Origin of the sequence: Geminicoccus sp., from assembly GCF_035556675.1 — a bacterium.
GTDB lineage: Bacteria > Pseudomonadota > Alphaproteobacteria > Geminicoccales > Geminicoccaceae > Geminicoccus.
Map to the genome: position 1 here is coordinate 22929 of NZ_DATMFZ010000236.1, position 16392 is coordinate 39320.

At 68.8% G+C, this 16392-nt stretch carries 12 protein-coding genes; 8 read left to right on the forward strand and 4 right to left on the reverse strand.

What is annotated here, in order from left to right:
- Window positions 1-4 precede the first annotated feature (4 nt).
- The 5 genes from VNS22_RS16820 to VNS22_RS16840 all read left to right on the forward strand — a co-directional run bounded on the left by VNS22_RS16820 (window position 5) and on the right by VNS22_RS16840 (window position 5764).
- Window positions 5-1501, forward strand: coding sequence for an FGGY-family carbohydrate kinase (locus VNS22_RS16820; protein ID WP_325734418.1), 1497 nt, complete (start codon window positions 5-7; stop codon window positions 1499-1501).
- A gap of 29 nt (window positions 1502-1530) precedes the next feature.
- Window positions 1531-2841: an extracellular solute-binding protein gene (locus tag VNS22_RS16825; RefSeq protein ID WP_325734420.1), complete on the forward strand. Its 1311-nt coding sequence runs from the start codon at window positions 1531-1533 to the stop codon at window positions 2839-2841.
- 97 nt (window positions 2842-2938) lie between these two features.
- A complete protein-coding gene (locus tag VNS22_RS16830) occupies window positions 2939-3835 on the forward strand; it encodes a carbohydrate ABC transporter permease (protein ID WP_414653374.1) in 897 nt (298 codons plus the stop codon).
- Complete coding sequence (locus VNS22_RS16835) at window positions 3823-4638, forward strand: carbohydrate ABC transporter permease (RefSeq protein ID WP_325734424.1); 816 nt, start codon at window positions 3823-3825, stop codon at window positions 4636-4638. The genes VNS22_RS16830 and VNS22_RS16835 overlap by 13 nt, the downstream gene beginning before the upstream one ends.
- A gap of 10 nt (window positions 4639-4648) precedes the next feature.
- Window positions 4649-5764: a sn-glycerol-3-phosphate ABC transporter ATP-binding protein UgpC gene (locus VNS22_RS16840; RefSeq protein WP_325734426.1), complete on the forward strand. Its 1116-nt coding sequence runs from the start codon at window positions 4649-4651 to the stop codon at window positions 5762-5764.
- 308 nt (window positions 5765-6072) lie between these two features.
- On the opposite strand, the gene VNS22_RS16845 is transcribed toward VNS22_RS16840, so the two are convergent.
- On the reverse strand, window positions 6073-6732 hold the full coding sequence (locus VNS22_RS16845; RefSeq protein ID WP_325734428.1) for a hypothetical protein: 660 nt from the start codon (window positions 6730-6732) through the stop codon (window positions 6073-6075).
- 297 nt (window positions 6733-7029) lie between these two features.
- Between VNS22_RS16845 and VNS22_RS16850 the strand changes: the two genes are divergently transcribed.
- From VNS22_RS16850 to VNS22_RS16860, 3 genes are all read left to right on the forward strand, one after another.
- Entirely contained in the window at window positions 7030-7773 is a 744-nt protein-coding gene (locus VNS22_RS16850) for a response regulator (protein ID WP_325734438.1), read from the forward strand.
- Window positions 7774-7881: 108 nt separating this feature from the next.
- Entirely contained in the window at window positions 7882-9465 is a 1584-nt protein-coding gene (locus VNS22_RS16855) for a calcium-binding protein (RefSeq protein ID WP_325734430.1), read from the forward strand.
- Between the two features lie 75 nt (window positions 9466-9540).
- Complete coding sequence (locus VNS22_RS16860) at window positions 9541-13074, forward strand: PAS domain S-box protein (protein WP_325734432.1); 3534 nt, start codon at window positions 9541-9543, stop codon at window positions 13072-13074.
- Between the two features lie 17 nt (window positions 13075-13091).
- Here the strand turns inward: VNS22_RS16860 and VNS22_RS16865 are convergent, their stop codons facing one another.
- The 3 genes from VNS22_RS16865 to VNS22_RS16875 all read right to left on the reverse strand — a co-directional run.
- Complete coding sequence (locus VNS22_RS16865) at window positions 13092-14402, reverse strand: HlyD family type I secretion periplasmic adaptor subunit (RefSeq protein ID WP_325734434.1); 1311 nt, start codon at window positions 14400-14402, stop codon at window positions 13092-13094.
- A 23-nt stretch (window positions 14403-14425) separates the two neighbouring features.
- Window positions 14426-16093 carry a type I secretion system permease/ATPase gene (locus VNS22_RS16870; RefSeq protein ID WP_325734436.1) on the reverse strand — a complete coding sequence of 556 codons (1668 nt, stop codon included), beginning with the start codon at window positions 16091-16093 and terminating at the stop codon, window positions 14426-14428.
- Window positions 16094-16257: 164 nt separating this feature from the next.
- Window positions 16258-16392, reverse strand: a 135-nt coding sequence (locus VNS22_RS16875) for an integrase core domain-containing protein (RefSeq protein WP_325734440.1), incomplete at its 5' end; no start/stop codon positions are given.

The window sequence follows — 16392 nt, forward strand, 5'->3', positions numbered from 1 at the left end:
CGCCATGAGCCTGTTCCTCGGCATCGATGCGGGCGGCACGGTGATCAAGGCCGCCCTGTTCGATGGGCAGGGCCGGGAGATCGCCGCGGGCGTGGCACCCATGACTAACAGCCACCCGCAGCCGGGGCGCAGCGAGCGCGACCCGATCGCCATGTGGGAGGCCTCGGCCGCGGCGATTCGACAAGTGCTGGCGGCCCCTGGGGTCGACACCGGGGCGATCGCTGCAGTCGCCTGCACTGGGCATGGCAACGGCGTCTATGTCTTCGACGGGCAGATGCAACCGGCCTGCCCGGGCATCATCTCCTCGGACATGCGCACCCATGACCTGTGCCAGGCGCTGATGGCGTCCGAGCAGGGCCAGGCGCTAGTGGCACATTCCCGACAACAGCTCCGGCCGGCCTCGACGCCGCTCTACCTCCTGTGGTTCGACCGTCATGCGCCGGAGGTCACCCGGACCGCGCGCCATGTCCTGCTCTGCAAGGACTATGTGCGCTACCGCCTGACCGGCAGCATCGACAGCGATCTGAACGACCTGTCCGGCAGCCACCTCGTGCATGTCGGGACGCGGGACTACGATGCGCCGATGTTCGAGGCGCTGGGGATCGGCCACTGGCTGGAGCGGATGCCCCGGATCCGGCGCAACTCCGAGATCGTCGGCACGGTGACGCGAGAGGCGGCGGTGGCGACCGGGTTGCGGCCAGGCACGCCCGTGGTCGCCGGCACCATGGACCTGGATGCCGTGGCGCTGGCCTCGGGCGTGAACCGGCCGGGCGAGCTCGCGATCTGTGCTGGCACCTGGAGCATCAACCTGATGGTCCAGGACGAGCCGGCCGGCCCGCCCTTCCCCTTGATGCAGTGCCTGGACCAGGACGGCAGCCGCTGCCTGGTCGTCGAGGGCAGCCCGACCTCGGCCACCAACCTCGCCTGGTTCAAGAGCGGGGTGCTCGACGATTCCCTGGACTTCGCGCAGATCAACGCCCTGGTGGAGGAGGTGCCGCCCGAGGCCAGCCGCCTGCTCTACCTGCCCTACATCCACGGCGCGCCGGGCGCGCCGCGTGGCGCGTTCGTGGGGCTCGGCGCGGAGAACGGTCGTGCGGAGATGCTGCGGGCCCTGTTCGAAGGCGTGGTGTTCAAGCACCAGGCGCATGTCGCCGACCTGGTCCGGGTGACGGGCCGCACGCCCGAGGTGGCGCGGTTGTCGGGTGGTGCTGCCAAAAGTGCGGTATGGGCGCAGATGTTCGCCGACGTCCTGGAACTGCCGGTCGAGGTGGCGGCAGGCTCCGAGTTGGGCGCACTTGGCTCCGCGATCTGCGCGGCGGTCGCAGTCGGCGCCTACCCGGACTTCGCGGCGGCCATCGCCGGCATGGTCCGGCTGGAGCGCCGCTTCGAGCCCCGGGCGCAGCTGGTCGAGGTCTATCGGCAAAAGGCGGCCGACTGGCACAAGGTCGAGGACTGCCTGGCTCCGGCCTGGGCGAAGCTGGGAGGACCGCCCGCGCGGTGAATTGCTTGTCGTAACAGGGAGGAACGAAAATGACGAATCGAGCAAGGCAGCGATGGCTGGGTACGGCGGCCCTCGGCCTGGCAGCGATGGGGTTGGCGGCAGCTCCGGACGCGCGGGCGCAGGCCACGGCCGAGGCCTGCGTCGGCAAGGTCCCGGAAGTCCGGGTGATCGTCCAGCCGATGCCGGCCACCGGCCATCTCGACACGATCAAGGGCGAGTTCGAATCGAAGTGGCAGACCAAGGTCGAGATCGTCCAGTACGGCGAGAACGACCGGCGCTCGCGCTCGCGCCTGGACGCGTCGAGCGGGGCCGGCGCCTATCAGGTCTACTACATCGACGAGGCCAACGTCGCCGAGTTCGCCGCGTCCAAGTGGGTGCTGCCGCTGCTCGACTACCTGCCCAAGGACTATGACTACGAGGGCTTCCTCGACGCGCGCAAGGCGGTGGCGCAGTGGAACGGTACGCCCTACTTCGCGCCGATCACCGGCGGCGGCGACATGATGATCTACCGCAAGGACGTCTTCGCCGAGAAGAACATCGCTCCGCCCAAGACGCTGGACGAGCTCAAGCAGGCGATCTCGGCCCTGCATGCGCCGCCGGAGATGTACGGCTGGACTGCGCGGGCAAGGCGCGGCTCGGGCATGAACGTCTGGCGCTGGACCCCGTTCTTCCGGGCCGAGGGCGGCCAGTGGTTCCAGGACGGCGAGGCCAGCTTCAACTCCGAGGCGGCGGTCAAGGCGACCGAGACCTACAAGGACCTGTTCCAGTTCGCGCCACCCGGTGCGACCACCAACACCTGGTCCGAGGTGGTCGAGAGCTTCCGGGCCGGCCAGGTCGCGGTGATCGTGGAGAGCGATCCGCTGGCCCTGTGGATGGAAGATCCGGAGAAGTCGCGGGTGGTCGGCAAGGTCGGCTTCGCTCCGCCGCCCGAGCCCCTGCCTTCGGCCGGTTACGCCCATGGTCTCGCCCTGTCGGCCAGCGGCAACCCGGACGACTGCTCCAAGCTGGTCTCCGCCGACTTCATCGGCTGGGCCACCAGTTCGGAGATGGAGCACCGGCGCTTCGAGGCCGGCCTGTTCGCGGACTTCGCCCGCAAGAGCAGCCTGGAGGACCCGATCTTCAAGGAGAAGGTGCCCGCCGAATACATCCAGGCGCTCGCCGACACGTCACCGCGCACCAGCCTCCTGATCTATGATGGCCCGGAATGGCCGGAGATCGGGGACTTCCTGGGCCTGGTCCTCGAGGAGGTCCTGACCGGCACTCGCGACGACATCCAGCTCTCGCTGGATGAGGCCGCGGAATATGCCAACGACATCATGCGCCGCTCGCAGCGCCAGTGATGACTCGGCAGGCGGGTGGCGATCATTCGCCGCCCGCTCCAGCCGATCTGTCGACCAAGGACTGATCAGGACCATGAACCACTCGGCCTTGCCCGGCATGGGCCAGCCGCGGCGCCTGCGGCCTGAGCATCGACGCTTCGTGCTGCTGACCCTGCTGCCCGGGCTGAGCCTGCTCATTCTCCTGTCGCTGATCGCCAGCGTCGGTGCCATCAACCTGGCATTCCAGGACCGCATGCTGCGGTTCCCGGACGCGGCCTATGTCGGCTTCGAGAACTTCCAGCGGCTGTTCCGCGACCGGCGCTTCGCCAATGCGCTGCAGGTCTCCGCAATCTGGGAAGTGGTGACCGTTGCCTGCACGATGCTGCTCGCCGTGGCGCTGGCGATCCTGCTGGTCGAAGGAGTGCGCAATCCCAGGGTCCGCAATGCCATCTGCATCCTGCTGATCATCCCGGTCCTCCTGCCGCGCGTCTCGGCGGGCCTGATCTGGCGGTTTCTCTACAGCCCGACCATGGGTGCCGCGAACTATCCCCTGACCATGCTGGGCCTGCCCCCGATCGAGTTCCTGAGCGATCCGCGGATCGCGCTCTACGCGGTGGCACTGGTGGACATTTGGCAGTGGGGCCTGTTCTTCGGCGTGGTCCTGGCCAAGCTCATCGAGACCCTGCCCAAGGAGCCGCAGGAAGCTGCTCGCCTCGACCATGCGGGCACGCTCGGCGTGTACTGGTGGGTGGCGCTGCCCATGCTGCGTGGCCCCATCATCATGATGACCTTCGTCAAGGCGATCGAATCGCTGCGCTCGTTCGACCTCATCTACACGATGACCGCCGGTGGACCCGGCATCAGCACCGAGACCCTGGACCTCTACGCCTTCCAGCAGGGGATCGGCATCAGCGGCCGGATCTCCTATGCCTCCAGCCTGAGCGTCCTGCTCATGGTGATGACGGTGATCATCTTCTCCATCCTGTGGAAGAGGGCTGCACGATGGGCCGCGTGACCCTGCGCCTGGGTGGCGGGCTGCTCACCTGGCTCGTCGTCCTCCTGGCGCTCCTGCCGGTGCTCTGGACGATCCTCAGCTCGTTCAAGAGCCTGCGCGACATCGTCTCGCCGATCCCGGTGCTGGTGTTCCAGCCGACGCTGGAGAACTACCGCACCGTGCTGGCCACCCCTGCCGTGCGCGACGGTCTGGTCAACAGCATCATCGTGGTCGGCAGCGCACTGCTGATCGGGATCGTGCTGGGTGTGCCTGCCGCCTATGCGCTGGCACGCTTCGTGCGCCGCCTCAAGGGCGACATCCAGTTCTTCGTCCTGTCGCTGCGGTTCATGCCGCCGGTCGCCGTGGCGCTGCCGTTCATCGCGCTCTGGCTCGATCTCGGCCTCTACGACACGCTGATCGCGGTCATCGTGACCTACTGCATCGTCACCATCTCCACGATCATCTGGCTGGGCGTGCCCGCGTTCGAGCAGGTGCCGCGCGCCATCGAGGAGGCGGCTGCCCTGGAAGGCTACGGGCCGTTCGCGGTGTTCTGGAAGGTCGCGCTGCCGGTCGCTGCTCCGTCCCTGGTGGGTGCGGTGCTGTTCACCTTCGTGATCACCTGGAACGAGCTCCTGATCGCCCTGGCGCTCACCTCGCGCAACGTCACCCTGCCGGTGGTGGCGGCCGGCTTCACCACGCTCGGCATGGAGGTGCCCTGGGGCGTGATCAATGCCTCCTCCGTGGTGCTGGCCCTGCCGCCGCTCATCCTGGTGGGGCTGATCATGCGCTTCATCGACCGCTATTTCTCGCGCCCGGCGCGCTAGGGGACGCTTCATGGCGACGATCGAGATCAGGGATATCGGCAAGAACTATGGCGACGTGCGTGTCCTGGACGGGCTCGACCTGGACATCGGCGACGGCGAGTTCATCGTGCTGCTCGGCCCCTCCGGCTGCGGCAAGTCGACGATGCTGCGGATGATCGCGGGCCTGGAGGACGTCGACAGCGGCACCATCGCCATCGGCGGCACGGTGGTGAATGACCTGGCCCCGGGCGACCGCGGAGTCGCCATGGTCTTCCAGAGCTATGCCCTCTACCCGCACATGACGGTGTTCGACAACATCGCCTTCGGCCTGCGGCGCCTGCGGGTGCCCAAGCCGGAGATCGCGCGCCGGGTCGACGAGGTGGCGAAACTCCTGGCCATCGATGGCCTGCTCGCCCGCAAGCCTGCCCAGCTGTCGGGTGGCCAGCAGCAGCGGGTCGCGATGGCCCGGGCCATGATCAAGACACCCTCGGTGTTCCTGTTCGACGAGCCGCTGTCCAACCTGGACGCCAAGCTGCGCGACCATCTCAGGGTGGAGATCAAGCGCCTGCACGGCATGCTCGGCACCACCACGATCTTCGTCACCCATGACCAGCTCGAGGCGATGGCGCTGGCCGACCGCATCGTGGTGATGAACGGAGGACGCATCGAGCAGCAGGGCACACCGCAGGAAATCTATCATGCGCCTGAAACTCTGTTCGTCGCCCGGTTCGTGGGCAACCCGACCATCAATCTCCTGGATGGGCAGGTCGGCAAGGACGGCCGGATCGAGTACATGTCCGGGTCACTGGATGTCGGCGCCGCTCGGCTCGACGGCCTCGCCCCCGGCAGCCCGCTGACGATCGGGATTCGGGCGCGCGACCTGAAACTGCCGGGCCGGCTGCCGGAGGCGGCGATTGCCGGGCGCATCGATGCCAAGGTGGAACTGGTCGAGCTGTTGGGTGACGAGGCCCAGCTCGACCTGCTCGTGGGCGACAAGAGCCTCGTGGTGCTGGTCGACGGACGTACGCCACCTGCTACCGGCAGCACACTCAGCCTGGAGATCGACCGCAACGCCCTCCATCTCTTCGATCCTCAGAGTGGCCGAGCGGTCCGCAGAACAAGCCGGAAACTTCATCAGGCAGCGTGATTACTGTTCCGAAACAGGGACAGGGGCGTGCGCCGCTATGGGCGGAGGCCGGATATACGGTGTGCTGCACCTCAGCCCCGCACCAAGGAGGCAACCCGGAGCTTTCGGAGAGCCGGCCGCATCTGCCAGCGGCGTCTGTGAAAGAGATTGGTCCGGGCAGGAGGGCGGCTGCAGCGTCCTGAAGCTCCCGGCCACCACGTCGAGGAGCCGCCTCAGGGAGACCTGGGGCGGCTTTGCGTTGCTAGTGGCTGAGGCGGCTCTGAGGGAAGAGGTAGCGGTGCAAGCCATTCCTCACCTTCAAGCTGTCATCAGTGCGGTCGGCGCGACTCCGACGGCAGCGCACAGCCCAGTGATTCTGCAACTCGGCACAGCGTCGCCATGATGGCTGGACCTGTCCACCAGATGGTGGCTGCCACCATGGCCAGGCCGGCGGCCGGATCGACCAACGGCGCCAGGCGATGGCCTCCCAGGCTGACGGTGGCGGCAATGGATCCGGAAATGAGCAGGTTGGAGGTCAGCTTGTCTGCAAACAGCCGCATCTGGCCCGCCGTTGCGGGCGAGGGCGAGCTGCGGTGAGCTCGCCGCCATCGCACCAGCAGCCAGCCGTTGATCGGCGCATGGACGCTGTTGAGGATCAGGGCCAGCCAGAGGCCTGCTCCCTCCGCGAGCGCCGGCATGGTGAGACGGGCCAGGCTCAGCCAGGAGATCATGACGAGCGACGCGATCATGGACAGCGTCACCAGGTAGTGCGCCAGCCACTCCGCCCTGGCGGTGCCGCGCTGCACCGCGACGGCAATCGCCAGGAGTGCCGCCATGTCGAGCAACGAGAGCACCAGGTCGGCCTGGACGACCAGTGCATCGGAGGTGGCGGCCGCTGCCGCGGTCAGCCCGAGGCCGGGCGTTCCTGCCATAATGGCGGCCAGCGCCGTGCGCGTGCGCTCCCCCCTTCCCTGACCACATGCTGCCATTGCCAAGCCTCCGGTTGCTCCGGGCTTGATGGCAGGCCTGTGTTTCATGCCTCGGTCCGTGGGCCGGCCCGATTGTTTCCACTGTACCAGATGCCGGAGGGCTTGGTCGTGGTGCGGGATCCGCCAGCGCCGGGAATGGCAGGCCGACCCAGAAACAATGGAAACAGAGCAGCTGAAATTCTGACGACAGGCTGACAAGAATGCGCCCTACTGATGTCATCCCGGAATGGCGCAGCGGCCCTATGGAGCGACGTGCACCGGACATGTAGCGGCATCAGCATGGCTGGGGTGAAGCAGATGGTGGATCAGGACGCTCACATCGTGGTGGTCGATGACGAGATCGATCTGCGCGACACGGTGGCCGACTATCTTTCGCTCCGCGGCCTGCAGGTGACGGCACTGGATGGCGGGGTCGCACTGCGCGAGCTGCTGGCGAAGAGCAGCATCGATCTGGTGCTGCTGGACCTGCGGATGCCTGGAGAGGATGGCCTGAGCCTGGCGCGGCACGTGCGCGAGCACAGCGATGCCGGGATCATCATGGTTACGGCCATTGCCGAGCCCGCCGACCGTGTGCTCGGCCTGGAACTCGGGGCCGACGACTATATCGCCAAGCCGTTCGACCTGCGCGAGCTCCTGGCCCGGGTCCGCAGCGTCCTGCGCCGCCGCAAGAGCATGGCCGAGCCGCCGCCGCAGAAGGGCGAGCGCATCCGCTTCGGCAGCTTCGTGATCGACCTGCCGGCCCGCCGCCTGCGACGGCTGGACGGGACCGAGGTGGCGCTGACGACCATGGAGTTCGACCTGCTCAGCTTCCTGGCGACGCGGCCGGGGCGCGTGCTGTCGCGCGACCAGATTCTCGACCTCGCCCATCACAAGGACGACGATCCCCTGGACCGGAGCGTCGACATCCGTGTCACGCGCCTGCGCCGCAAGATCGAGCCCAACCCGGCCCGGCCGGTGCACATCAAGACGGTCCGCGGGGTCGGCTACGTGTTCGACCCGAACACGCCGGATGGCGGCATCCGGATGTCCGGAAACGATTGAAGCAATTATCCGGTCTTCGCGACATAGGGCTGAAATTCGTCACCCGCAAAACGTCCTCACCGACGAAGTGGCACTGGGCCACGGACAAGTAGCGGAATGAGGACGGACATGGCGAACATCTATGGCAGCAACGGCGACGACCGTCTGCTCAAGACCATTTTCGGCACGAACGCCAACGACACGATCTGGGCGCTCGACGGGAACGACGACGTGCTCGCCGCCAAGGGCAACGACACGGTCTATGGCGGCAACGGCCACGACCGGCTCTACGGCGGCGAAGGCAATGACACCCTCTATGGCGGTGCCGGCAATGATACGCTGCTGGGTGAGCAGGGCGACGACTGGCTGAACGGCGGCCTGGGCAACGATGTGCTTGAGGGCGGCGACGGCCATGATTATCTGTGGGGCGACGACGGCAACGACACGCTGCGCGGCGGGGCCGGCAATGACCAGCTCCTTGGTGGCGGCGGCAACGACCGGCTGATCGGCGGTGCCGGCGCCGACCGGATCGACGGCGGTGCCGGCATCGACACGCTCGACTTCAGTGCGGCCACGACCGGCGTGTCGGCCAGCCTGTTCAATCGTACCGGGACGGCCGGCGAGGCCAAGGGCGACACTTATCTCGGCATCGAGAACATCATCGGCAGCGCCCACAACGACGTCCTGGACGGCGACAACGGCAACAACCGCATCGAAGCAGGTGCCGGTGGCGACATGATCCGCACCTATGGCGGCAGCGACACCGTGTATGCCGGGGCTGGCAACGACTGGATCTTCGCTGGAGCCGGCCAGGACTATGTCAATGGCGGGGCCGGCAAGGACACGGTCAGCTACGCGTACGGCAACGTCGCGGTCCGGGTCGATCTCGCGCAGGGCCGGGGCGACTACGGCGAGGCGGCTGGCGACATCTACTACGATGTCGAGAACGTCCAGGGCACCGGCAAGAACGATCATCTGATCGGCAATGACCGCGACAATGTCCTGATGGGCGGCGATGGCGACGATCTCCTGCGCGGTGGCAGCGGGGCCGATCGCCTGCTCGGCGGCAACGGTTCCGACACGGCATCCTATGAAGGCTCCAACGCCGGCGTCGAGATCGCGCTCAACGGCGACGGGGAAGGCTCGGGCAAGTTCGGCCATGCGACCGGCGACGTGCTGATCAGCATCGAGAATGTCGACGGGTCGGCCTATGCCGACATCCTGATCGGCGACAGCAAGGCGAACGTCTTCAAGGGCGGCAACGGCAACGACCAGGTCTATGCGCTGGGCGGCAACGACAAGCTCTACGGTGGTGCCGGCAACGACGTGCTCAAGGGCGGCGACGGCCACGACTACATCCATGGTGGCTCCGGCCGGGACCAGCTGACCGGCAATGCCGGCAAGGACGTGTTCGCCTACACCAGCAACGCCGAGAGTGGCCCGGGTGCTGCGTCACGCGACGTCATCGTCGACTTCACCAAGGGCCAGGACAAGATCGACCTGTCGGCCATGGACGCCAACACCGGCACTACCGCAGACGATGCCTTCGCCTTCCGCGGCACCAAGGCGATCGCCGGCATCGGCCAGGTGAACTACTTCCACGAGGACGGCCACACGATCGTCCAGGTCAACAACCATGGCGGGATCGGCGTCGACATGCAGATCAGCCTGCTCGGCACGATCAACCTGAGCGCATCTGATTTCGTGCTCTGATCTTCTCCTGGTTTTCCAGGTCCGGGCCGATGGTGACACCACCATCGGCCCCATTTCATCAATTGCAAAACATGGATGACCTGGGCCACTTCCTCCGTGCTGCCGCCACGGAACGCGCCGATGCCCTATCGTGATCCCAGCCTCGCCGAGCGTGAAGCGATCTACCGCCAGGTGACCGCGACGGCCGGCGTGGGCGCCTTTACCTGGGATCTGACCAATGCGCGGTGCCTTTGGTGCTCCGAGCAACTGGCCGCGATCTTCGAGCGAAGCGTCGACGACTACATGGCCGACATGGGCACCGATGCCCAGGTCATCGCCAAGATCCATCCGGACGATGCCGGGCCCTATGTCGAGCGGATCGAGGAGATCAAGCGCACGCGCGGTTCCTACCGGGTAGGGTATCGCTGCCACACCAGGAGCGGTCGCCTCATCCATGTGGTCGAGGCGGCCGAGACATTCGTCGATCCGGCCACTGGCAATCTGCTGATGGTCGGCTGCGTGATCGACGAGACGGCCCACCGGGAAGCCCAGCACCTGCTGCGCGAGGTGAACGAGACGCTGGAGCGCAAGGTCGCCGAGCGGACAGCGGCCCTCGAGGCGGCGCTGGCACGGGCGGAGGCCGCCGAGAGCCGGTTCCTCGCCGCCGCCGAGGCGCTGCAGGACGGGCTGGCGATCTTCGACCGCCATGATCGGCTGACCTACTACAACGACCGTCACGCAGCATTGCTGCCGGACCATGTCCGCCCGGCACTACGGCTGGGCCGGACCTTTGCCGAGATGGTGGCGGAGGTGGCGGCCCGGGGGCCGGTCTACCACCCGGACATGGGCGGCGACTTCGCCGATCGGCGTCTTCGGATGCACGAGGCGGCACGCGGCGAGGTCCTGATCCGCTACCCCGATGGCGGCTGGCGGCAGATCCAGGAACGCCGCATGGCCGATGGCGGCAGGGTGATCCTGACCACCGACGTCACCGCGGCGCAGCGCCGCGAGGAGCAGCTGCGCCTGCTGGCCGCAGCGGTCGAGCAGGCCGGCGATTCGGTCGAGATCTGCGATCCCGCCTACCGGCTGATCTATGTGAACCCGGCCTTCACCGCGCTTACCGGCTGGACCGCGGAGGAAGCGCTCGGCCGCACGCCCGGCTCGCTGCTGCGCTCGGACGTCCATGGGCCGGACTTCTACCAGGACATCGAGACCACCGTGGAAGCGGGCCGCACCTGGGCCGGCCGCATCGTCAGCCGCCACCGGGACGGCCGCCTGATCCACCAGGATGCCACGATTTCGCCCCTGCTCGACGAAGCCGGCCGGCTGGTGCAGTCGGTGGCGATCAAGCGCGACGTCACCCGCGAGGTCGAGACCCAGGCCGCCCTGGCGGAGACCCAGGCGCGGCTGACGGCCTTTCTGACCAACGCGCCGGTCGGCATGTACGTGAAGGCGCTGGACGGTCGCTACCTGATGGCCAACCCGGAAATGGAACGGGTGTTCGGCCGGCCGCTGGACCAGGTGCTGGGCCGCACCGCCCACGACCTGTTCGGCCCGGCCGAGGCCAGGGTCATCGCCGGGCACGATCGCGAGGTCCTCCGCTCAGGCCAGGCGCGCGCCGCCGAGGAGTTCCTGCCCGGGGTGGAGGACTATGCCTGGTCGCTGGTGCTGCGCTTCCCGATCGGCAATGCGGCGGGAGAAACCGTCGAGATCGCCGGTTTCGATGTCGACATCACCCCGCAGAAGCGCGCGCAGGAGCGGCTGGCAGCCAGCGAGGCCTTCTTCCGGTCGATCGTGGAGGACCAGAGTGAATACATCATCCGCCTGGCCCCGGACCTGACCATCACCTTCGTCAACGCCGCCTTCGCACGCAAGCGCGGCGAACGCCCGGACCAGATCGTCGGGCGCTCGATGCTCGAGCTGATCGACCCCGCGGACGGCGAGAGGTTCGGCCTGCGGCTCAGACGGCTGACCCAATCGGATCCGACGGTTGGCACGGAGGTCGTGCTGCACCGGAACGGCCGGGTCGACCGGTACGAGCACTGGACGGATCGCGCCATCTTCGATCCGGCCGGCGAGCTGATCGGCTACCAGTCGGTCGGGCGTGACGTCACCGCGGAACGGCGCGCCGAGGAGCAGCTGCGGCGCAGCGAGCGCGGCTTTCGGGAACTGGTCGAGGCCCATCCGATGCCGCTCGCGGTGATGCGGATGGCCGATGGCCAGCCCTTGTTCGCCAGCGCCTCGTTCCTGGCGAGCCTGGGCGTCACCCTGGCGACCATGGCAGCGGGCGAGATCGGCCGCTTCTACGAGAACCCGCTGCAGCGGGAGCAGATCTACCAGCGCCTGAGGGACACCCGGCACATCGACGCCATGGAAGTGACGCTCCGGCGCGCCGACGGGACCGTGTTCCCGGCGCTGATGCGCTGCCGGGCCACCACGCTCGGCGGCCAGGACGTGGTGCTGTCCAGCTTCGTCGATTTGACCGAGCAGAAGCGGCTGAAGGAGGAGATGGAGCGCCAGCGGGACGCGCTCTACCAGGCGGAGAAGCTGACCGCGATGGGCTCCCTGCTGGCCGGCGTCGCGCATGAGCTCAACAACCCGCTCTCGGTCGTGCTGGGCCAGGCCGACATGCTGATGGAGGAGGCGGCCGATGGCGGCACGCGCCGCCGGGCCGAGCGCATCCAGCGCAATGCCGACCGCTGTGCCCGGATCGTGCGCACCTTCCTGGCCATCGCCCGGCAGAAGAGCCGGGACCGCCGGCCGGTCGCGATCGCCGACATCGTGCAGGGTGCGGTCGAGCTGGCGGCCTACGGGTTGCGGGCGGACGGGATCGAGGTCGAGCGGCGGATCCAGCCGGACCTGCCGCCGGTGCTGGCCGACGAGGACCAGCTCCATCAGGTCGTGACCAACCTCCTGGTCAACGCCCAGCAGGCCCTGCGCGAGCAGAACGCGGCACGGCGGATCGTGATCTCGGCAGCAACCGAGGCGGCCGCGATCGTCCTGCGGATCGAGGACAATGGCCCGGGCATTCCCGAGGCCAGCCGCAGCCGGATCTTCGACCCGTTCTTCACGACCAAGCCGATCGGGGTGGGCACCGGGCTGGGCCTGACGCTGTGCCATGCCATCGTCACCCAGCACGGCGGCACGATTGCCGCCGGGGAAGGCGCGCCCGGCGGGGCATGTTTCGAGATCCGGCTGCCGGCAGCACTGCCCCATGCGGAAGCCGGATCATCGGCCGACGAGACGGCTCCCCTGCGTCCGCGCGCCCGCATCCTGGTGGTCGACGACGAGGCGGAGATCGTCGAGCTGCTGAGCGAGGCCCTGGAGCTGGACGGCCACCAGGTCCTGGCGGCCTCGAACGGCGAGGAGGCCCTGCGCATCCTCGCGGCCCAGCCGGTCGATCTGGTCGTGAGCGACCTGCGCATGCCGAAGATCGACGGGCTGCACCTGGAGGCGCTCTCGGCGAGCCTGCCGCACCCGCCGCCGTTCCTGTTCATGACCGGCGACACGCTCTCCAGGTCGCTGCCGAAGGAGGAACAGATGCCGGGCCGGCATCTGGAGAAGCCGCTCCGGCCGACCGAGGTCCGGCGCGCCGTGGCGGAGGAACTGGCCCGGGCCGGCCGTCCCTGACGGATGCGGCGCGTCCTTCAGCTTTCGCGCATGCCCCGGCGCAGCGTCTCGGTGATCGGCTGGACCAGATAGCTCAGGAGGGTGCGCTCGCCGGTCACGATCATCACCTCGGCAGGCATGCCCGGCGCCATCGCGACGCCCTCGGGAAGGCTCGCGGGATCGACGGCGACGCGGGTCAGGTAATAGGGCTGGTGGGTCACCGGATCCTGCAGCCGGTCGGGCGACACGGCGCGCACCGTGCCCCGGATCCGGGTGAGGTTGCGGCTGCGGAAGGCCAGCAGATGGACTTCCGCCTGGAGCCCGGCATGGACCTCGTCGATGTCGACCGGAGCGACCCTGGCCTCCAGGAGCAGCTCCGCCGAATCCGGCACGATGTCCAGGAGCGGCTGGCCGGCCGCCACCACCCCGCCCACCGTCTTCAGGCGCAGGTCGACCACGGTCCCGGCCACCGGTGCCCGCAGGACGGTGCGGGCGAGGCGATCCTCGGTGCTGGCCAGCTCCTGTGCCACCGGCGCCAGCGCTGCGCGCGTGCGGACGAGTTCCGCGGCAATCTCGTCCTGGTGGTCGGTCTCCAGGCTGCGGATTTCCTGGCGCAGGCGGGTGATCGTCTGGTCGGCCCGGACCAGCTCGGCCCGGGCGGCGGCCACCGCTCCCGCGATCTGCGCCTCGGCCCGCTGCAGGGCCAGGACACGCGGCTTGCGCTCCAGGCCACGCCGGAAGAGCTCCTGGATCCCCTTCCCCTCCTCCTCGATCAGCGCCTGCTGCCGCTCGCCGCTGGCGATCGCGGCGGCATGTCCGGCCTGGGTCGCCTGCGTCTCGGCGATCTGCCGCTCGAGCACCGTCCGGCGTTCGGCGAGCGCGCTGCGCCGGCTCGCCAGCCGCTCCTGCTCTCCCGCCAGGATCGCGGCCAGGACAGGATCCTGTCCTGCCGCGTCGAGCAGGTCCTGCGGAAAGGTCACCGTGAACCGCCCGGCCTGCTCGGCCTCCAGGCGTGCTTGCGCGCCGGCCAGAGCCGCCCAGCGCGCCAGCAGTCCCGCATGGGCGGCCCTGGCCGACGTGTCGTCCAGTTCCACGAGCGGCTGGCCGGCGGCGACCCGGTTGCCGTCCTGCACCAGGATCCGGCGGACGATCCCGCCTTCCAGATGCTGGACCTGCTTGCGGCTGCCCTCGGGCACGACCACGGCGGGTGCGAGGGCGGCACCGGCGAGCGGAGCGGTCGCGGCCCAGCCGCCGAAGCCGCCGAAGAAGGCGAGGCCGATCGCCACGGCGGCGAGCAGCGGGGTGCGCAGCGAGGTGCCGCGTCGCAGGTCGGCGTGGTGGGTGTTCATCGGAGGTTCCTTTTCCTGAAGCGTCAGGCGGCGCGGACGGGGCGGACCAGGTTCGCCATCACCTGCTGGCAGGGCCCGAACCGGGCGACCCGGCCGTGCTCCAGCACGAGCAGCAGGTCGGCCTTCTGCAGGGCCTGGGGCCGGTGGGTCACCAGGACGATGGTGGCTTCATCCGCCTTCAGGCGCTCGATCGTGTCGGCGAGTGCCGTGTCGCCCGCGGCATCGAGCTGGCTGTTCGGCTCGTCCAGCACGATCAGGCGCGGCCGGCCGAACAGGGCGCGGGCGAGGCCCAGGCGCTGGCGCTGGCCCCCTGAGAGCGGCGCCCCGCCATCGGCCAGCATCGTGTCGTAGCCTTCGGGCAGGCCCAGGATCATCTCATGCGCACCGGCTAGCCGTGCCGCCGCGACCACGGCCGCATCGTCGGCATCCGGTTGCAGCCGGGCGATGTTGGCGCGGACACTGCCGGCGAACAGCATCGGCTCCTGGGGCAGGTAGCCGACCGCAGGACCCAGTTCGTCCGGACGGTAGTGCTGCAGGCTGGCGCCATCCAGCCGGACACTGCCCTCGCCCGGCGGCAGGAGGCCCGCCAGGACCCGGCAGAGCGTGCTCTTGCCCGAGCCCGATGCGCCGACGACCGCCAGGCACTGGCCCGGCGCCAGCTGCAGGTCGATGCCATGGAGGAGGTCGACCCCGCGCTCCGTCGTCACCCGCACCCCCTCCAGTGCCAGCCGTCCGGCCGGTGCCGGCAGGCTGGTCCGGACGTCGTCCGCTTCCTGCCGGGCAAGACCGGTGCGGACACGCGCCCAGCTTTCCCGGGCGGCGCTCAGCATGCGCCAGGCACCGACGATCTGCTCGATCGGCGCCAGCGCCTTGCTCAGCAGGATGGAGGCGGCGAGCATCCCGCCAGGCGTCAACCGGCTCTCGAGCACCAGCCAGGCACCCAGCGCCATCACCCCGCACTGGGTGCCCAGGCGCAGCGCCCGGGTGATCCCCATCACCACGCCGCTCCGCTCGCCGGCCCGGCCCTGGTCCAGGAGTCCGGCACGGTGCAGCCCGGCGATCCTGGCGATGAGCGTGTCCCCCATGCCGAGTGCACGGACGACCTCGCCTTTGCGACCGGCCGCTTCCGCCAGGACCTGGGCATCCAGCTGAGCCTGGCCGGACCGACGCAGCCGCCCCTCGGCGATCAGGCCGTTCAGGAGGGCCAGGGCCAGCAGAAGCAGGGCGCTGACCGCGGCGAACCATGCGAGGGTGCCGTCGAGCAGCGCCAGGATCAGGATCGCGAGCGGCACCCAGGGCAGGTCGAACAGGGCGAGGAGAGCAGGCCCGGTCAGGGCGGCCCGGATGGTGCCGAGGTCGCGCAGGCCCTGCCCGCCGGGTGCCCCGGCCCGGATCGCCTGACGCAGCAGCGGCTCGACCAGGCTCGCCTCGAACGCAGCGACGCTGCGCATGAGCAGGCTGGCACGCACCGCCTCCAGGCCGGCGAAGGCCAGGAGCGCCAGGCCGGCCACGACGCAGAGCATCACCAGGGTCTCGACATGGCCGCTGCCCAGGACCCGGTCGAAGACCTGCATGCTGAACAGAGGGACAGCCAGCATCAGCAGGCTGATGCCGGCACTCGTCACGACGGCGGCGGCCAGACCCAGCACCAGCGACGGAGGACGGTGCGCCCCGATCGATCCCGTCGTCATGACGGCTCCTTCCAATCTGGAACGGTGGGAGCGCCTCAAGGCGCAGACAGGATGATGCGTCCGGACTGTTTCAGCCTGACCGCGGCCGGCACCGGATTCGTGTTTCAATCTTTTCCGGCCGGCCGCAGCGGCAGGAGCTTCACTCGAAGAGAGGTGGTCCCGTCTCATTGGACAGTTTGGCGGCCAGGATAAGCCTGGTTCTGGTTGTGGTCAGGTGTGCGCCCGGCCAGGGACGAGTGCGGCCGCTGGGCGTTGCAGTAGCCGATCCAGCGGTTGAGGCCCGCCCGCAGCTCCGAGCC